Annotated in this window: 17 protein-coding genes; 9 read left to right on the top strand and 8 right to left on the bottom strand. The window is 67.7% G+C overall.

Annotated features, from left to right (window positions below; all coding sequences use genetic code 11):
- Positions 1–55 precede the first annotated feature (55 nt).
- Positions 56–2,923, top strand: a complete 2,868-nt coding sequence (locus tag AC1RKE_RS12110) for a M16 family metallopeptidase (protein WP_395941917.1) — start codon at positions 56–58, stop codon at positions 2,921–2,923.
- Between the two features lie 104 nt (positions 2,924–3,027).
- On the opposite strand, the gene AC1RKE_RS12105 is transcribed toward AC1RKE_RS12110, so the two are convergent.
- The 3 genes from AC1RKE_RS12105 to AC1RKE_RS12095 form a co-directional block, all read right to left on the bottom strand.
- Complete coding sequence (locus AC1RKE_RS12105) at positions 3,028–3,858, bottom strand: S1 family peptidase (protein WP_395941916.1); 831 nt, start codon at positions 3,856–3,858, stop codon at positions 3,028–3,030.
- A gap of 19 nt (positions 3,859–3,877) precedes the next feature.
- Entirely contained in the window at positions 3,878–4,318 is a 441-nt protein-coding gene (locus AC1RKE_RS12100; RefSeq protein WP_054764615.1) for a DUF350 domain-containing protein, read from the bottom strand.
- 69 nt (positions 4,319–4,387) lie between these two features.
- A complete protein-coding gene (locus tag AC1RKE_RS12095; protein WP_054764614.1) occupies positions 4,388–4,720 on the bottom strand; it encodes a metalloregulator ArsR/SmtB family transcription factor in 333 nt (110 codons plus the stop codon).
- A gap of 90 nt (positions 4,721–4,810) precedes the next feature.
- Here AC1RKE_RS12095 and AC1RKE_RS12090 point away from each other — a divergent pair, with 90 nt between their 5' ends.
- Together AC1RKE_RS12090 and AC1RKE_RS12085 are read left to right on the top strand one after the other, a co-directional pair.
- Positions 4,811–5,722 carry an acyl-CoA desaturase gene (locus AC1RKE_RS12090; RefSeq protein WP_054764613.1) on the top strand — a complete coding sequence of 304 codons (912 nt, stop codon included), beginning with the start codon at positions 4,811–4,813 and terminating at the stop codon, positions 5,720–5,722.
- Entirely contained in the window at positions 5,719–6,180 is a 462-nt protein-coding gene (locus tag AC1RKE_RS12085; protein ID WP_054764612.1) for a hypothetical protein, read from the top strand. The genes AC1RKE_RS12090 and AC1RKE_RS12085 overlap by 4 nt, the downstream gene beginning before the upstream one ends.
- On the opposite strand, the gene rlmN is transcribed toward AC1RKE_RS12085, so the two are convergent.
- Entirely contained in the window at positions 6,152–7,312 is a 1,161-nt protein-coding gene (rlmN, locus tag AC1RKE_RS12080; protein WP_348685045.1) for a dual-specificity RNA methyltransferase RlmN, read from the bottom strand. The genes AC1RKE_RS12085 and rlmN overlap by 29 nt on opposite strands.
- A gap of 80 nt (positions 7,313–7,392) precedes the next feature.
- Positions 7,393–7,692: a DUF6356 family protein gene (locus AC1RKE_RS12075; protein ID WP_348684722.1), complete on the bottom strand. Its 300-nt coding sequence runs from the start codon at positions 7,690–7,692 to the stop codon at positions 7,393–7,395.
- 159 nt (positions 7,693–7,851) lie between these two features.
- Here AC1RKE_RS12075 and AC1RKE_RS12070 point away from each other — a divergent pair, with 159 nt between their 5' ends.
- Together AC1RKE_RS12070 and AC1RKE_RS12065 are read left to right on the top strand one after the other, a co-directional pair.
- Positions 7,852–9,222, top strand: coding sequence for a trypsin-like peptidase domain-containing protein (locus AC1RKE_RS12070; protein ID WP_348684720.1), 1,371 nt, complete (start codon positions 7,852–7,854; stop codon positions 9,220–9,222).
- A gap of 293 nt (positions 9,223–9,515) precedes the next feature.
- The gene (locus AC1RKE_RS12065; protein WP_348684718.1) at positions 9,516–9,860 is read left to right on the top strand and encodes a DUF2794 domain-containing protein; all 345 of its coding nucleotides are present in this window, start codon (positions 9,516–9,518) and stop codon (positions 9,858–9,860) included.
- A gap of 6 nt (positions 9,861–9,866) precedes the next feature.
- On the opposite strand, the gene AC1RKE_RS12060 is transcribed toward AC1RKE_RS12065, so the two are convergent.
- Both AC1RKE_RS12060 and AC1RKE_RS12055 read right to left on the bottom strand, forming a co-directional pair.
- A complete protein-coding gene (locus tag AC1RKE_RS12060; RefSeq protein WP_333897568.1) occupies positions 9,867–10,430 on the bottom strand; it encodes a carboxypeptidase-like regulatory domain-containing protein in 564 nt (187 codons plus the stop codon).
- A 176-nt stretch (positions 10,431–10,606) separates the two neighbouring features.
- Positions 10,607–11,356, bottom strand: a complete 750-nt coding sequence (locus AC1RKE_RS12055; protein ID WP_152949408.1) for a Bax inhibitor-1/YccA family protein — start codon at positions 11,354–11,356, stop codon at positions 10,607–10,609.
- 131 nt (positions 11,357–11,487) lie between these two features.
- Here AC1RKE_RS12055 and thpR point away from each other — a divergent pair, with 131 nt between their 5' ends.
- Positions 11,488–12,027: an RNA 2',3'-cyclic phosphodiesterase gene (gene thpR, locus AC1RKE_RS12050; RefSeq protein ID WP_152949407.1), complete on the top strand. Its 540-nt coding sequence runs from the start codon at positions 11,488–11,490 to the stop codon at positions 12,025–12,027.
- Positions 12,024–12,572 carry a GNAT family N-acetyltransferase gene (locus AC1RKE_RS12045; protein ID WP_395941915.1) on the top strand — a complete coding sequence of 183 codons (549 nt, stop codon included), beginning with the start codon at positions 12,024–12,026 and terminating at the stop codon, positions 12,570–12,572. Before thpR ends, AC1RKE_RS12045 begins: the two co-directional genes overlap by 4 nt.
- 260 nt (positions 12,573–12,832) lie before the next feature.
- Here AC1RKE_RS12045 and AC1RKE_RS12040 read toward each other — a convergent pair whose 3' ends face one another.
- The gene (locus tag AC1RKE_RS12040; protein ID WP_395941914.1) at positions 12,833–14,377 is read right to left on the bottom strand and encodes a methyl-accepting chemotaxis protein; all 1,545 of its coding nucleotides are present in this window, start codon (positions 14,375–14,377) and stop codon (positions 12,833–12,835) included.
- A 297-nt stretch (positions 14,378–14,674) separates the two neighbouring features.
- Between AC1RKE_RS12040 and AC1RKE_RS12035 the strand changes: the two genes are divergently transcribed.
- Both AC1RKE_RS12035 and AC1RKE_RS12030 read left to right on the top strand, forming a co-directional pair.
- The gene (locus AC1RKE_RS12035) at positions 14,675–15,193 is read left to right on the top strand and encodes a lipocalin family protein (protein ID WP_395941913.1); all 519 of its coding nucleotides are present in this window, start codon (positions 14,675–14,677) and stop codon (positions 15,191–15,193) included.
- A 133-nt stretch (positions 15,194–15,326) separates the two neighbouring features.
- Positions 15,327–15,860 carry a carbonic anhydrase gene (locus tag AC1RKE_RS12030; protein ID WP_395941912.1) on the top strand — a complete coding sequence of 178 codons (534 nt, stop codon included), beginning with the start codon at positions 15,327–15,329 and terminating at the stop codon, positions 15,858–15,860.
- The last annotated feature ends 92 nt before the right edge of the window (positions 15,861–15,952 follow it).

The raw sequence follows: 15,952 nt of genomic DNA, 5'->3' as shown, positions 1-15,952 counted from the left end.
TCAGCCGAGGGCTGATACGGTCTCATCGCCCGGCGCTCCGGGCCTGGAGACCCGCATGAAATTTCGCCTCACCGCCACCGTCGCCGCCTCGGCCCTGCTGCTGGGCCTCGCCGCGCCCGCCTTCGCAGCGCCGGCCGCCGCACTCGCGCCTGCGCCTGTCACGGCCCAGGCCCAGCAGGGCGTGGTCGTCCCGCCCCTGGGCTTCACCAAGCGCGTCCTGCCGAACGGGCTGGAAGTCTACACCGCCCGCGACGCCGACACCTCGAACGTGACGGTTCAGGTCTGGTACAAGGTCGGGTCCAAGGACGACCCGGCCGGCCGCTCGGGCTTCGCCCATCTGTTCGAACATCTGATGTTCAAGGCGACCAAGAACCTGCCGCCCGAGACCTTCGACCGGCTGACCGAAGATGTGGGCGGCTCCAACAACGCCTTCACCGCCGACGACACCACCGCCTATTTCGAGACTGTCCCCGCCAACCACCTCCAGCGCATGCTGTTCGCCGAGGCCGAGCGGATGGGCTCCCTGGTCGTGGACGAACCGACCTTCGTCGCCGAGCGCGACGTGGTGAAGGAAGAATATCGCCAGCGCATCCTAGCCAACCCCTATGGCCGTCTGTTCGGCCTGTTCGTGCCCGAGACCCTGTATCAGGAAAGCCCCTATCGCCGTCCCGGCATCGGCTCGATCGAGGAGCTGAACGCCTCGTCCCTGGACGACGTCCTGCGTTTCCACGCCACCTACTATCGGCCCGACAACGCCTATCTGATCGTGGCCGGCAATTTCGACCAGGCCCAGCTGGACCGCTGGATCGATCAGTATTTCGTCCCGCTGAAGAACCCGGCCACGCCGCTGCCGACCAACAATGTGGCCGAGCCCGAGCCGACCGGGCCGCGCGACGTCACCTATTATGCGCCCAACGTCCCCCTGCCCGCCGTGGTGATCGGCTGGCCCACGGTCAAATACGCCGACGCCGACCGCGCCGCCCTGACCGTGCTGGACGGCATACTGTCCACCGGTGAATCGAGCCGCCTGTACCGTTCGCTGGTCTATGATCAGCAGATCGCCGCCCAGATCGGCTCGACCCCCGACTTCGCCCAGCAGGCCGGCAATCTGACCGCCCTGGCCATCATGGCCCAGGGTCATACGGCGGAAGAGGGAATCGCCGCCCTGAACGCCGAGATCGCCAAGCTGCGCGACGCCCCCGTCACCGCCGCCGAACTGACCGAGGCCAAGAACGAGATCGTCGCCGACGCCCTGCGCAATCGCGAGACAGTGGACGATCGCGCCTCGGCGCTGGGCTTCGCCCTGATCAACACCGGCGACGCCGCCGCCGCCGACCGCGAGATCGCCGAGATTCAGGCCGTCACGGTCGCCGACGTCCAGCGGGTGGCCCGCAAATATCTGACGCCCCAGCGGCAGTCGACGATCCGCTATCTGCCGGCCGACGAGCAGAACCCGCCTTCGGTTCAGAAGATGAACGTGGACGCGCCCGTGAAGGTCGCCGACCTGGCGCCGGCCGGAACCCCCGCCGTCCTGCTGCCGGAGGCCGAACGCACGCCCCTGCCCCAGCCCGGCGCGGAAGTGGCCCCGGCCACCCCCGCCGTCGCCGACTTCCGCCTGGACAACGGCCTGCGCGTCCTGGTCGCCCCGACCGACGGCCTGCCTCTCGTCTCGGCCCGTCTCAGCTTCGACGCCGGCTCGTCTGACGATCCGGCGGGCAAGGCCGGGGTCGCCACCCTGACCGCCGCCCTTCTGACCCAAGGGACCAAGACCAAGACCGCGCCGGAAATCGCGACCGAGATCGAACAGCTGGGCGCCTCCATCGGCGCCGGCGCGGGCGTGGACTTCACCAATGTCTACGCCAACGCCCCGGCCAACGCCTTTCCCCAGACGGTCACCCTGATGGCCGATCTGGTGAAGAACCCGACCTTCGCCGCCGAGGAGCTTGAGCGTCAGCAGGCTCAGACCCTGGACAATCTTCGAGTCGCCCTCAGCCAGCCGGGCTCCATCGCCGGCCAGGCCGTGGGCCGGGTCGTCTATGGCGACGCCCCCTATGGGGCGCCGGGCTCGGGCACGGTCCAGTCGGTGCCCGCCATCACCCCGGCGGACGTCGCGGCCTTCCACGCCGCCCGCTATCGCCCCTCGGACGCCACCCTGGTCTTCTCCGGCGACATCACGCCCGCCGCCGCCCGCGCCCTGGCGCAACAGGCGTTCGGCGACTGGCGCCCGGCGGGTCAGGCGGCCGCGCCCGTCGCCGCCCCGGCCGGTCAGGCCCTGGCCCCGCGCATCGTCGTGGTGAACCAGCCGGGCGCGGGTCAGGCTGCGGTCGTCGCCGCCATTCGCGGCGTGTCGCGCACCGACGCCGACTATTTCCCGCTCACCCTGGGCAACACCCTGCTGGGCGGCGGCTTCTCGTCGCGGCTGAACCAGGAGATCCGCATCAAGCGCGGCCTGTCCTACGGCGCCGGCTCGTCCCTGGGCGCCCGCGCCGATGCGGGCCTGTTCACCGCCTCGACCCAGACCAAGAACGAGACCGCCGACGAGGTGGCCGATCTGATCCTGGCCGAGATCGCCAAACTGGGCGCGGAAACCCCGACCCAGGCCGACCTGGCGCCGCGCCGGGCCACCCTGATCGGCGGCTTCGGCCGCTCGCTGGAGACGGTCGACGGCCTGGGCGCCCTGGTCGCCAACCTGGCCCTCTACGACCTGCCGATGAGCGATCTGGCCGACTACGCCGGCCGCGTCCGCGCCGTCACCCCCGAACAGGTCCAGGCCGCCTTCGCCGAACACCTGCCGGTCAATCGCGCCAGCCTGGTGATCGTCGGCGACGGGTCGCTGTTCCTCGACGCCCTGCGGGCCAAACACCCGAACCTGGAGGTCATCGAGGCGAGCGAACTGAACCTGAACAGCGGTTCGCTGAAGTAGGGGTGAAGTGAAAAGTGCTGGGGCTAGTGAGCAGAATGGAAGGCAGCCTCGGCTTCGTTCTCCCCTTGCTCACTAGCACCACTCACTAGCACGGATCGCCTCTCTCAAACCGACAGACACACCACCTGCGCCACCCGCAGATCCCGCCGCAGCGTGTCCGCGACGCGGCCGTAGTTGTCGATGGTCACCGGCTCGCCCAGCGCCGCCTCGTCCGCCCGCTGTTCGCCGCGAATGGCGGGGGCGAAGGATTCAGGGGCCGTGGTGTAGATCCGGCCCCGGCGCGGCGCCTCGGCGATGGTGACGCCCAGCACCCGCCCGCGCCCGTCCATCACCGGCGCGCCCGACAGTCCCGACAGGGTCCCCTCCAGCCCGTCGGTGCGCCCGACCTCGGCCCAGGCCAGAACCGGTTCGTCATGGGCGCCGCGTCCGAACACCTTCAGGGTCTCGCGCCCCAGCAGGCGCGAGGTCACCTCGCCCGCCCGCCCCTGGGGAAAGCCGGGGTGAAAGGCGCGCTGGCCCTTGCGCAGCGGGGCCTGGACCGCGACCGGCAGGGCGGGCGGCCCGCCTTCGGTGAGCAGCAGGGCCACGTCGGCCCGGGGGGCCAGGCGCACGTCGGCCGCCACCGCCCGACCGCCGCCCACCACCAGGGCCGGCCGACGACAGCCCTCCACCACATGGCGGGCCGTGACCCAGCGACCGCGTCCGGCGATCGAAAAGGCGGTGCCGGATTTCGGCGTAAAGGGCGTGTCCGGCGCGTCCAGGGTGACGGCCGTGTCGAAGGGGGTGATGGGGCCCAGCAGGGCGCCCTCGATCTCGTCGGGCGGCGGCGGGGCGGGCGGGGCGTCGGCGTTTTCGCGCCGGCCCAGCGACACCGCCAGCAGCACGCCCGCCACCGCTCCGTAGATGGCCCAGTCCGGCAGGCGGGGGAATTGCATGACGCGATCCGTTCGCCGCTCAGCCGGTCAGGGCGGCCGACAGGATCAGGGCGGTCGCCAGCTTGGCCCCGACCAGGACCACCGAGGCCGCAACCTCGCCGTCCTTGATCCGCTGCGGCAGGCCGTGCAGCATCAGGTCCACAACCCGGAAGGCCAGCAGCTGCAGCACCAGGGTCGCCACGCCCCAGATGGCCACGTCCCGCACCGAGGTCGAAACCGACAGGGACACCGCCAAGGGAATGGCCAGACCCACCAGAATGCCCGCGAACGCCACGGCGGCGGCCGGATTGCCCTCGCGGATCAGGGCGATCTCCTTCCACGGCGTCAGCAGGGCGTAGACCGTCGCCCCCGCCGCCAGCAGCAGCAGGGTGACGATCAGGTGCGTGACCATGACCGGAAAGCCCGAGGCGAAAGCCTGCACCTCGGCGCTCGACAGGACGTTCGTCAGTGAGGGGTCCATGTCTCTACGCCTTGCCCGATTGCCGCCCCAATCCGCAAGCGCGGCGAAGCAACACCTTGTGACGAAAGATTACAGGCCTGCGTCATCCGGCTTGTTCGCGCGCGCCTTGGCCAGGGCCGCGCTCTCGCGTTTCAACGGCTTGGCGACCGGGCAGACCTCCTGGACATAGCCGTTCAGGGTGTTGGTCAACTGGTCCGGCGCCAAGCTGTAATGGACGTACTGGCCCTTCTTCTCGCTGGTCACCAGACCCGCGACCTCGAGCACCGACAGGTGTTGGGACACCGCCGGCTTGGAGATCTCGAACTTGGCCGCAATCTCCCCGGCGGTCAGGTCCGCGTGGGCCAGATAGGCCAAGATCTTGCGGCGGACGGGACTGGAAAGGGCTTCGAACACGCGTTGCATGGGCGGTATTTAAGCGATTTGCTAAGCGCTTGCCAGCGGGTCATTTCAATGTTTAAGTGATTGCCTAATTACCTACGAAGGGAGGCCGACATGGACCACGCTGATCCCTGCGCCGTGAACAGTCTCGTCGAGACGCCCGGCTGCAGCCCGATCGAAGGCCGTGTCGTCTGGGACCCGCGTCACTCGCTGTGGAACGGCGCCATGTTGGCCGCCGCCCTGATCTTCGGCGCCAAGACCTTCAGCCTCGCCGCTGTCGCAGTCTTCGTCGTCGTGACAGGGACGACGCTTCTGCTGGGCCATTCGGTCGGATTTCACCGTCGGCTGATCCACGGCAGCTTCGATTGCCCGCTGTGGCTGGAGCGCGTCTTGGCCTGGTTCGGGACCCTGGTCGGCATGAGCGGCCCCTTCTGGATGATCCGCACCCACGACATCCGCGACTGGGCCCAGCGCCAGACCGACTGTCACGACTATCTGGCGCACCGGCGGCCGATGGCGGTCGACGCCTGGTGGCAGATGCACTGCCGGCTGGTGCTGGAACGGCCGCCCCAGTTCGAGCTGGGCCGGATCGGCCGCGATCCCTTCTATCGGTTCCTGGAACGGACCTGGATGCTGCAACAGCTTCCTGTCGCGGCGGCGCTGTGGCTGATGGGCGGCTGGGGTTTCGTGGTCTGGGGCGTCTGCGCCCGGGTCTCGGCCAGCGTCATCGGCCACTGGTTCGTCGGCCATCTGGCCCACCGTCGCGGTCCGCAAACCTGGCTGGTGCGCGAGGCGGGCGTCCAGGCCCATGACGTCCCCTGGGCCGCCATCCCCACCATGGGCGAGGCCTGGCACAACAACCACCACGCCTATCCCGGCTCGGCGAAGATCGGCCTCTACCCGGGCCAGAGCGACTGGGGGTTCCGGTTCATTCAATTGCTGGAACGGCTGGGTCTGGCCTGGGATGTGCGGACGCCGGAAAGCATGGGTCCGAGACCTCTAAACAGAGTTGTGGCTAAGATATGATCAAGTCGATGTCGGATCGGCTTGGTACGCTCATCATTGCAAACGTCCTTGCCGCAAGCACCACAGCTGGAATGTCGGCCATAGGAATGTGGATCAGCATAATCGTTTCGCCCGGCGAAACTGGCTTGGGCAACGCCCTGGGCGGGGGACTTCTGTTCGGGCTGCTCGCAGCCCTCTACGGCTTCATAATCTCTTTCCCGGTCTATCTTGTTGGCCTGATCGTCGTCGGAATTCCAACTTGGTGGATTCTGCATAATTCAGGCCGAACCAGCGTAGGCGCCTTCTCGATTACGGCCGCAATCGAAAGCGTTATCGCGGGCGCAATCGTCTTTCGGCTTCTTGCCCCGGGCACGGAATTAGCCGCCCCACTGTTGGCGATCCCAGGCGGGCTGGCCGGATGGATCATTTGGAGGCGTAGTTACAGGCCGCTCACGCCGCCGCCTGCTCCGCCTTCCTGATTGCGCTCGCCCGCAGCTTCTCGCTTTCGGACTTCAGCTGGCCGCAGGCGGCCAGGATGTCGCGGCCGCGGGGGGTGCGGATGGGGCTGGCGTAGCCGGCGCGGTTCAGGATGGCGGCGAAGGCCTCGATCGTCTTCCAGTCCGAGCACTGATAGTCCGTGCCGGGCCAGGGGTTGAACGGGATCAGGTTCACCTTGGCGGGAATGCCCTGGATCAGCTTGACCAGGGCGCGCGCCTCATCCGGGCTGTCGTTGACGCCCTTCAGCATGACATATTCGAACGTCACCCGCTTGGCGTTGCCCAGGCCCGGATAGGCGCGGATGGCGGCCATCAGCTGGTCCAGCGGATATTTCTTGTTCAGCGGCACCAGGACGTCGCGCAGCGAGTCGTTGGTGGCGTGCAGGCTGATGGCCAGCATGGTCCCGGTCCGCTCGCCCAGTTCAGGGATCATCGGCACGACGCCCGAGGTCGAGACGGTGATCCGCCGCCGCGAAATGGCGATCCCCTCATTGTCCGAGATGATGTCGATCGCGTCCGAGACGTTGTCCAGATTATAGAGCGGCTCACCCATGCCCATGAAGACGATGTTGGACAGGCGGCGGTCTTCCTTGGGCGACGGCCATTCCTCCAGATCGTCGCGGGCCACCTGGACCTGGGCCACGATCTCGGCGGCGGTCAGGTTGCGGACCAGCTTCTGGGTGCCGGTATGGCAGAAGGTGCAGTTCAGGGTGCAGCCGACCTGGGACGAGACGCAAAGGGCCCCGGCCCGGCCGACGTCGGGGATGTAGACGGTCTCGATCTCTATGCCCGGGGCGGTGCGGATCAGCCATTTGCGGGTGCCGTCCTTCGACACCTGGCGTTCCACGATCTCGGGCCGGGCCAGGGTGAAATGCTCGGCCAGCCTGGCCTGCATGTCCTTGGCGACGTTCGACATGGCCGCGAAGTCGGTGACGCCGTAGTGGTGGATCCAGCTCCACACCTGGCTGGCGCGCATCTTGGCCTTTTCAGGCGGGCAGACGCCCGCATCGATCAGGGCCTGGCGCAGGCCGGCGCGCGTCAGACCGGACAGGTTGACGGGGGCCTTCACAGCGGGCGCGTTCGAGACACGGGAAAGATCGAGCGTAATGCTCAAGGCGGCGATCCTGGATGCGGTTTAGCCCGCCTCTATAGCACAAACCCCGGCAATTGCATGACCGGGCCGGTCGGAGCGCCCTAAAGCCCCACGTCCCAGACCCCGGCGTCGCGCATCCGGCTCTGTTTCGCCTCCTCCGCCCGGCCGCCCATCTCCTGGGCCATGCCCCGGATGGCGGTGGAGACGGTGGTCTTGTGCACGCCGGGGATCAGGGCGTGGGCGAAGGCGGCGCCCGCCAGCCGCAGCAGGCGAAAGCCGAAGGCGGTCGAGGCGGCCATGTGCTGGAAATAGGTCTCGCCCACCTCGCGCGGATGGTCGCGGAACAGGCGGTCGAACGCCGTCGAGCCCCGGCGGGCGCGGTCGATCGTCGTCTGGCTCATGCGGCGGCTCCCGGTGTTCGCCCGACGATGGTCACGCGGGAACGGTCGCCGCGCAAGCCCTGTTTCGCGGATCCGACGCGACGGCCTTTGATCGGGACGGCGCCCATCGTCAGTTTGATCAAGTCGGGCTAAGGTCGGGGCTCGATCAAGGGACATTCCATGACGCTTCGCTTTTCGGCCGCCGCCTCCCTGACTGTCGCGACCGCCCTTTTGGCCGCCGCCGGCCCCGTCCTGGCCCAGTCGGCGCCCACCGTCCTGCCCTATGACGCGCGTCGCGGCGTCTTCAGCTTCGCCGCAGGTCTGGAAAGCTCGCTGCCGGCCGTGGTCAAGGTGACGACCCTGGGCCAGTCGCGCGGCCCCAGTTCCGATGCGGACGATCCCAAACCCTACGCCTCCGGCTCCGGCGTCGTCATCGACGCGGCCCAGGGCCTGGTGATCACCAACAACCATGTGGTCGAGAACGGGCGGAAATTCACCGTCGATCTGATCGACGGCCGGCTGTTCGACGCCGTCCTGGTCGGGGCGGACAAGGCCACCGACATCGCCGTGCTGCGGATCACGCCCGACGGGCGGCCGCTGAACCTGAAACAGGTGCAGACGGTGGATTCCGACACCCTTCGGACGGGCGACCTGGCCTTCGCCGTCGGCTATCCCCTGGGGCTGGACCAGACCCTGACCATGGGGGTGATCTCGGGTCTGAACCGATCGGGCCTGGGCGATGCGGTGGAGGACTATATCCAGACCGATGCGGCCGTGAACTCGGGCAATTCGGGCGGGCCGCTGCTGGACAGCCGGGGCCGGCTGATCGGGATCAACACCGCCATCCTGTCGGGCGGCATGGGCGGGGGCAATGACGGCATCGCCTTCGCCGTCCCCACCCGCATCATGCTCTATGTCGCCGACCAGCTGCGCACCCAGGGCGAGGTCAAGCGCGGCGAGACCGGCGCCATCTTCGCCTCCCTGACGCCTGAGCAGGCGCGCCGGATGCGGCTGGGCATCGTGCGCGGCGCCGTGGTGGCCGATGTGGCCCCCGGCTCGCCCGCCGAACGCGCGGGCCTGCGCGAGGATGACGTCATACTGCGCCTCCAGGGGCGACCGGTCGCCAACGCCGGCTCCGTCAACGCCACCGTCGGCGTCGCCGCGCCGGGCTCCCGCCTGAACGTCGTCTATCTGCGCGGAGGGCGCGAGGCCACGACCGCCCTCGCCGTCGAGCCGCCGGTCGAGGCCCCGGTCCAGGTCGGCGTGGACCGCGTCCTTGCCTATGGCGCCACCCTGCGGGACATGGAGGGCGAGGTTCAGGTTTCGGCCGTCGAGGCCGGCACGCCCGCCGCCCAGGGCGGAATGCTGGCCGGCGACCTTGTTCTCGCCGTCGACGGCGTTGCGACGGCGGACATCCGGGCGGCGGCTCGGGCGCTGGAGGCCGCAGCCGGCTCCGTCGCCCTGGAGGTGCGGCGCGGCGGCGACACCCAAACGATCACATTGGAGAAGACGCCCCGGGAGAAGACGGCTGAGGAGAAGACGCCCGCCTGAGCGGCTCCAGCCGGGCTCCAGACAGCGAAACGCCCGCCTTGCCTGGGAGGGGGAGGGGATCGGCAGGGCGGGCGCTCGCTTGGAGGAAGCATCGGCCGCCGGAGCCCTTGTTGGAAACATCCAGGGGGCTGGGGGGGCTGTTCAGGATCCGGACGCTTCCGAACTCCGACGAGCCGATGATCGTTATTTCGCCGCCCAAACGGGCGGGCGAAGGACCGAAACGGGGCCATTTGGTGTCTGAAGCGCTTTTCCCCCCCTCTGGCGTCCCGCGCCGATGCGCCTAAGTTCAGATCATGAGCCTGACCCCGCACGAGCCGCCGCCCCCCTCTCCACCGGCCGGCCCGGTCTTCTTCGAACGGCGCGAGTTGGACCTGATCCTGCGGGTCTACGGCCGGATGGTGGCCCTGGGCGACTGGCGCGACTACGCTATGGTGGGCCACAAGGACTTCGCCGAATTCGCCGTCTTCCGCCGCTCGGGCGACGCGCCCCTGTACCGCATCGAAAAACGCCCGGCCCTCCAGACCCGCCAGGGGCAGTGGGCCGTCATCGGCGAGGGCGGCCAGATCCTGAAACGCGGCCGCGACCTGGCCCAGGCCCTCAAGGTGTTCGACGGCCGGAAGTTCCAGGTGGTGGACTGAATCCGGTCACCTCTGGCGCACGACAGGGGAAAGCCAATCGTCGTCGCTCAAGCGAATGTTCAGCTGAGCCCTTGATTGTCCGCCGGATACTCTGACCGATTTCAGCACAATATCAAAGCCTTCGCCAAAATCGTCGGCCGCGTAGGCTGGAGGCGAAATCTGGGCCATCACGAGGTAGCCGCCGTCCGGTACGCCTTCGAACCGAAACGCGCCTCCTGCGCCGCAGGTCGCTTCTCGGATTAAACCCGTCGGCTCGGGCCACCGCCACTCAGTCGGGGATCCGTTCCGCCAGACGCCTTCCTCCTGGAGGGGCAACCACATCCTGTTCGCGATGAGCCATCGATTTCGGGGCGTGTCCGGAATAAGCCGAATCGCCTTGCCTTCACACGTCAGCGTCTCCTTCGGCCCAAAGCCCATGCCGGTCGGCAGAGGGCGGGTGAGACGGGCGGTCATCTGCAGCATGCCAGACAAGGGAAAGCCCTGCGCTTGGAACCACGTGAGTTCAGCGGCTCCAGGCTGGCGAAATCGATCTGCCGCCTGCTCCTCGTGCAGCCTTTGATAGGCGGCCAATGTCAGGCACCCCCCGAGCGACGACGTAATGAGCAAGCTCGCGACAAGCCCTGCCAAGCTCCGTCCGCGTTTCAACATCGCTCATCCCCCCTTTGGTCGAGCCAAGGCTAAACATCATGCCGCAAAAAGAAAGGGCCCCGCGAGGGGCCCTTTCCGCATCCGTCTTGCGACCGACCTCAGTTCCGGTTGCCGCCCATGAAGGCCAGCAAGAACTGGAACAGGTTCACGAAGTTGATGAACAGGCTCAGCGCGCCGAAGCCCGTGGCCACGCCCATGGCGTTCTGGTCGCCGCCCAGGGCGTAGTAGGTCATCTTCAGACGCTGGGTGTCATAGGCGATCAGGCCCGCGAAGATCAGCACGCCCAGACCCGAGATGATCAGATAGAAGGTCCCGGATTGCAGGAACATGTTGACGATCATGGCGATGATCAGGCCGATCACGCCCATGATCAGGAAGGTGCCCATGCCGGACAGGTCCTTCTTGGTGGTGTAGCCCACCAAGCTCAGACCGCCGAAGGCCGCCGCCGTGACCAGGAAGGTCGAGGCCAGCGAGGCGCCCGTATAGCGCAGGAACAGGATGCCCAGGCCCGCGCCGATCGAGGCCACCACGGCCCAGTACAGCAGGTTCACCCCCTTGGCCGTCGGGTTCTTCATGAAGAACATCGAACCGAACAGCAGAACCAGGGGCGAGAACTGGACCGCCATGCCCAGCACCGTCAGGCCGACGCGGCCGTCGGGCGTCACGCCGAACAGCAGCTGCTGCACCGCCGGCACATTGCCGGTGACATAGGCCAGGGCCGCCGCGACAACGAGGCCCAGGGCCAGCTTGTTGTAGACGCCCAGCATGAAGCTGCGCAGGCCGGCGTCGACCGACATGTCGGCCGTCTGCGGAAGCGGGCGGGCGTAGCCGTTGTTGAAATCGCTCATGGCGACGAACCTTCTCCGAGTCGGCCGGGGAGACTTCCCCGGTCACAGGCCTTGAATATCGGAAGCCGAGGCTCCCAGTGCAAGGAAAACCGGACTTGGAAGCGGCGGTTCCGACCGCTACCAACAGTCGCATGTTGCGTCTGTTCACCGCCCTGACCCTGCCGCCGGACGTCGGCGAGACCCTGCAACGGCGTCAGTCCGGCCTGCCCGGCGCCCGCTGGCGGCCGCTGGAGGCCCTGCACGTCACCCTGGCCTTCTACGGCGAGACCGACGAGCGGCGGGCCGACGACCTGGCGTCCGAACTGGCCCGCGTGGCCGGCGCCCCCTTCGAGATCGTGCTGAAGGGGGTCGGCGCCTTCGGCGACAACCATCGCAGCCACACGATTTGGGCCGGCGTCGAGACGCCCAACGAACCCCTCTCGGTCCTGGCCGGTCGCTGCAGGAAGGCGGGCGAGCGGGCGAACATCGTCCTGGAGAAGCGCGACTATCGCCCCCACGTCACCCTGGCCTATCTTAAGCCCCAGACCAATCCGGACCGGATCGGCGCCTGGATGGCGGGCCACAATCTGCTGCATTCGCCGCCGATCCGCATCGACCGTTTCGGCCTCTATTCCAGCGTCCTGACCGACGACGGCAGTCACTATGAGCTGGAGCGGGAGTATCTGCTGTGACCGAGATCCGCATCGAGACCGAACGGTTGACCCTGCGTCCCCCGAGGATGGAGGACTTTCCGCGTTGGGCCGAGTTCCAGGCCGATCCCGATGCGACGCGCTTCATCGGCGGCCCCAAGACGCCGGCCGAAACCTGGCGGATCATGGCGACCGTCGCCGGCGCCTGGAGCCTGACCGGCGAAAGCTTCTTCTCGGTGCTTGAGAAAACCACCGGCCGGTGGCTCGGACGGATCGGGCCGTGGCGACCCCACGGCTGGCCGGGGCCGGAGGTCGGTTGGTCCCTGCACCCTGACGCCACGGGACGGGGCTATGCGCTCGAAGCCGCCGCCGCAGCCATCGACTACGCCTTCGACGTCCTGGGCTGGGACGAGGTGGTGCACACGATCGACCTGGACAATACGGCCTCGATCCGGCTGGCCGAATGGCTGGGCTCCACGGCGCGCGGCCCCACCCGCCTGCCAGAACCCTTCGCCGACCTGCCTGTCCATCTGTGGGGCCAGACGCGCGCCGACTGGGCCAGGAACCGCCTCGCCCTGGCGGGCTAGGGCCAATCTTCCCGCGTCAGCGGAAGGGAAAACGTCTGGCGGCGGAACGCTGATTGAGGGCGGGTTCATCACAACGGGGCACGACGAGGTCACGGCGAACACGGCGCGTTCAGACGGCGTCGTGACCGTTGTGAATCCGCCGTGATCGCTGTGATGAACCCGGTCGCCGCATCAAGGCCCTCTGACGCGGAAAGAGCGGCCTGACCGCAGTCAGCAGAATGTCGATTGAACCTAGAGCCGATCAGGCTCTGGGGGCGCCGTCAGAACTCTTCCCAGTCCTTGAGCGCAGCATTGCCCTGGGTCGCCCCGACGGCGAGCGCGAGCCGTCTTTGGGCCTTGCCGACCGGATTGTCGGCCGGGGCGTGGCGGCCGGCCTGGGCCGGCTGAGGCCGGTTCGCGGCCTCTCCGGTCTGGAACCGCGCCACCAGCCGCTCCAGCTCGCCCGCCTCGTTGCGCAGATTGGCGGCGGCGGCGGTGGTCTCCTCCACCATGGCCGCGTTCTGCTGGGTGACCTGGTCCATCTGATTGACGGCGGTGTTGACCTCGTTCAGCCCCGTGGACTGTTCCTGCGACGACTGGGCGATTTCGGACACCAGCCCGTCGATGTCGGCGATCCGCTTGACGATCCCCCCCAGGGCCTTGCCTGTCTCTCCGACCAGTTTGACGCCGCGCTCGACCTGGGCCGTGCTGTTGGCGATTAGGGCCTTGATCTCGCGCGCCGCCTCGGCCGAGCGCTGGGCCAGGGCCCGGACCTCCTGGGCCACCACGGCGAAGCCGCGCCCGGCGTCCCCGGCGCGCGCCGCCTCCACGCCTGCGTTCAGGGCCAGAAGATTGGTCTGGAAGGCGATTTCGTCGATCACCCCGATGATGTTGGTGATCTGTTTGGAGCTTTCCTCGATCTCGCCCATGGCGGCGACCGCCTCGCGCATCTCCTCGCCTGAGCGGGCGGCGCCGACGGTGGCGTCGGAGGCGGCGGCGGAGGCCTGTTTTGCGCCCTCGGCGCTGCGTTTCACGGTGGCGGTGATCTGGTCCAGGGCGGCGGCGGTCTGTTCCAGACTGGCCGCCTGCTGTTCGGTGCGGCGCGACAGGTCGTCAGAGGCCGAGGCGATCTCGTCCGAGCCGGCCCGCAGCCCGCTGGTGGAGGTCGAAATCGCGCTCATGGCCTCGCGCAGACTGTCGATCGCCGCGTTGAAATCGTCCTTGATCTGCTGATAGCGCCCGTTGAAGGGCGCGGTGATCACCGCCGTCAGATCGCCGCGCGCCAGCCGGTTCAGACTCTCGGCCAGGGCGGCGACCACCGCATCCTGCTCCTCGGCGACGCGCCGCCGTTCCGCCTCGACCAGGGCGCGCTCCTCGTCAGCCTTGGCGTTCAGGATCTGAAAGTAGTTGAACATCACGACGCTGGCGTCGGAAAAGACCGACCGCATCAGGCTGAGCATCAGGGCATGGTCGGCCTTCTCGTTCCAGGGCTTTTCCTTCATCAGCCCCGACGCCAGGCCGGCGGCGTAGGCGGCGTAGGTCTTGCTCAGATAGGTCGCGTAATCGAGGCTGCTCGAGATGTTCTCGGTGATCACCGCCTGCTGTTCGAAATATTCGGGCGGAAAGTCCCCGCGCGAAATGAAGGCGAACTTCCGCTTCTCGTTCTCCCACACGTCACGCGGCAGGGCGTCCAGCGTCGGGTCGATCACGCGATAGGCGTCCAGCAGGGCCTGTTCGAGATGTTTGCCTGCACGCTTATAGACCACTTCACCCACTTCGCGCTGCTGCGCGTTCCAGGTGACGATCTTATTGCTGATATCAGACATTTGGACTCGCTCTTCTAAATACTTTTGGTCCTAAGCATATGCGATGTTCGCATCTCTATTTCGATTTACTAAGGCGATCGACGCTCTTAACGAAGCGTGAACCTCGTCCCGCTCCACGGACCACGGTTCGAGACTGCGGGGCGGACCTGTCTCAGATCTGCGACAGGTGTCAGGATTTTTTCCTCTCAGACCGACGCCTGGCCCCGGCGACGGCGTCGCCGCGCGCGCGTGTGTGGGGGGGCAACCGCGCCTCGCCGTCGGACGTATCAAGACGAGATTCAACGAGGATCACCCCGGATGTTCCGCGCCGCCCTGATCGCCGTCTCGCTCATCGTTGCGCCGTCCGCAGCCCCGGCCCAGTCGCGCGCCGTCGATCTGGATCGGTTTGACGGTCGGTGGTTCGAGATCGAGCGCAGCCACAACGACGTCCAGAAGGATTGCAGCCGGACGCAGATCGACTTCACCCCCCAGGGCCGGCCCGACCGGTACGGCCTCGTCGTCACCTGCACCCGCCTCGCCGACGACCGCAACGAGACCCTGCGCGCCGACGCCCGGATCACCGACACGACCACCAACGCCAAGTTCCGCTTCACCCTGCCCGGCCTGCTCAGCTTCGGCGGACTGGCGGGGCAGAACTATTGGGTCTGGGATCACGATCCGGACTATCAGTGGGCCATACTGGCCCTGCCGAACAAGTCCGACTGGTGGATCTGGCATCGTGACCAGAACGCCTCGGCGGCGGATCGCGCCCGCCTTCTGGCCCGCGCCCGCGCTCTGGGACTGGACATGAGCCGGGTCGTCAGCACCGGTCGTTAGGGCAGGCCGGCTTCGCTCGGACGCGCTGCGATCGTTAACGTCAGGTTGTCTGCCGGCTCCGGAAGGGTACGAGCTAGGCGCTCTGAACGAACGTCGTTACCCGTGATCGCCTGATCAATCCGGAGCGATCGCCATGCCCGACTGCTGCACCCACACCCCGTCCCTGTCCCGCCGCGGCGCCTTCGGCCTCTTGGCCATGGCCGGCGGCGTCAGCCTTCTGTCCACCCTGGCGCCGGGCGTAGCCCGGGCGCGGGGCCATACGGAAATCCTGCTGCTGACCTGCATGGACTACCGCCTGACCGACGACACCGTCGCCTATATGGAAGGCCACGGTCTGCACGACAAATACGACCACGTCGTTCTGGCCGGCGCCTCCCTGGGCGCCCTGACCGACAAATTTCCCAGCTGGGGCCAGACCTTCTGGAGCCATCTGGACGTCGCAATCGACCTGCATCACATCCACAAGGTCGTGATCATCGACCACCGCGACTGCGGCGCCTACAAGGTCATCCTGGGCGCCGAGACGGTGGACACTCCCGACAAGGAGCTGGCGATCCACACTCAGCAGCTCCACGCCCTGCGCGACGCGATCAAACAGCGCCACCCCCATCTGGAGGTCGAACTGGCCCTGATGGACCTGGACGGCCATGTCGAAGAGATCGCGTAAGGCGGAGATCGCCTAAGACGGGGCGCAATCTCGCACCCCGTCCTTCTCGGTCCGATTCAGTGTCGCCGCCGGATTGAAGTGTGGGCGTCATT

The sequence above is a fragment of the Brevundimonas sp. GW822-FHT03E11 genome, assembly GCF_058801445.1.
Note: the sequence above shows the minus strand (reverse complement) of the source record. Positions and strands in the feature narration are given on the sequence as shown.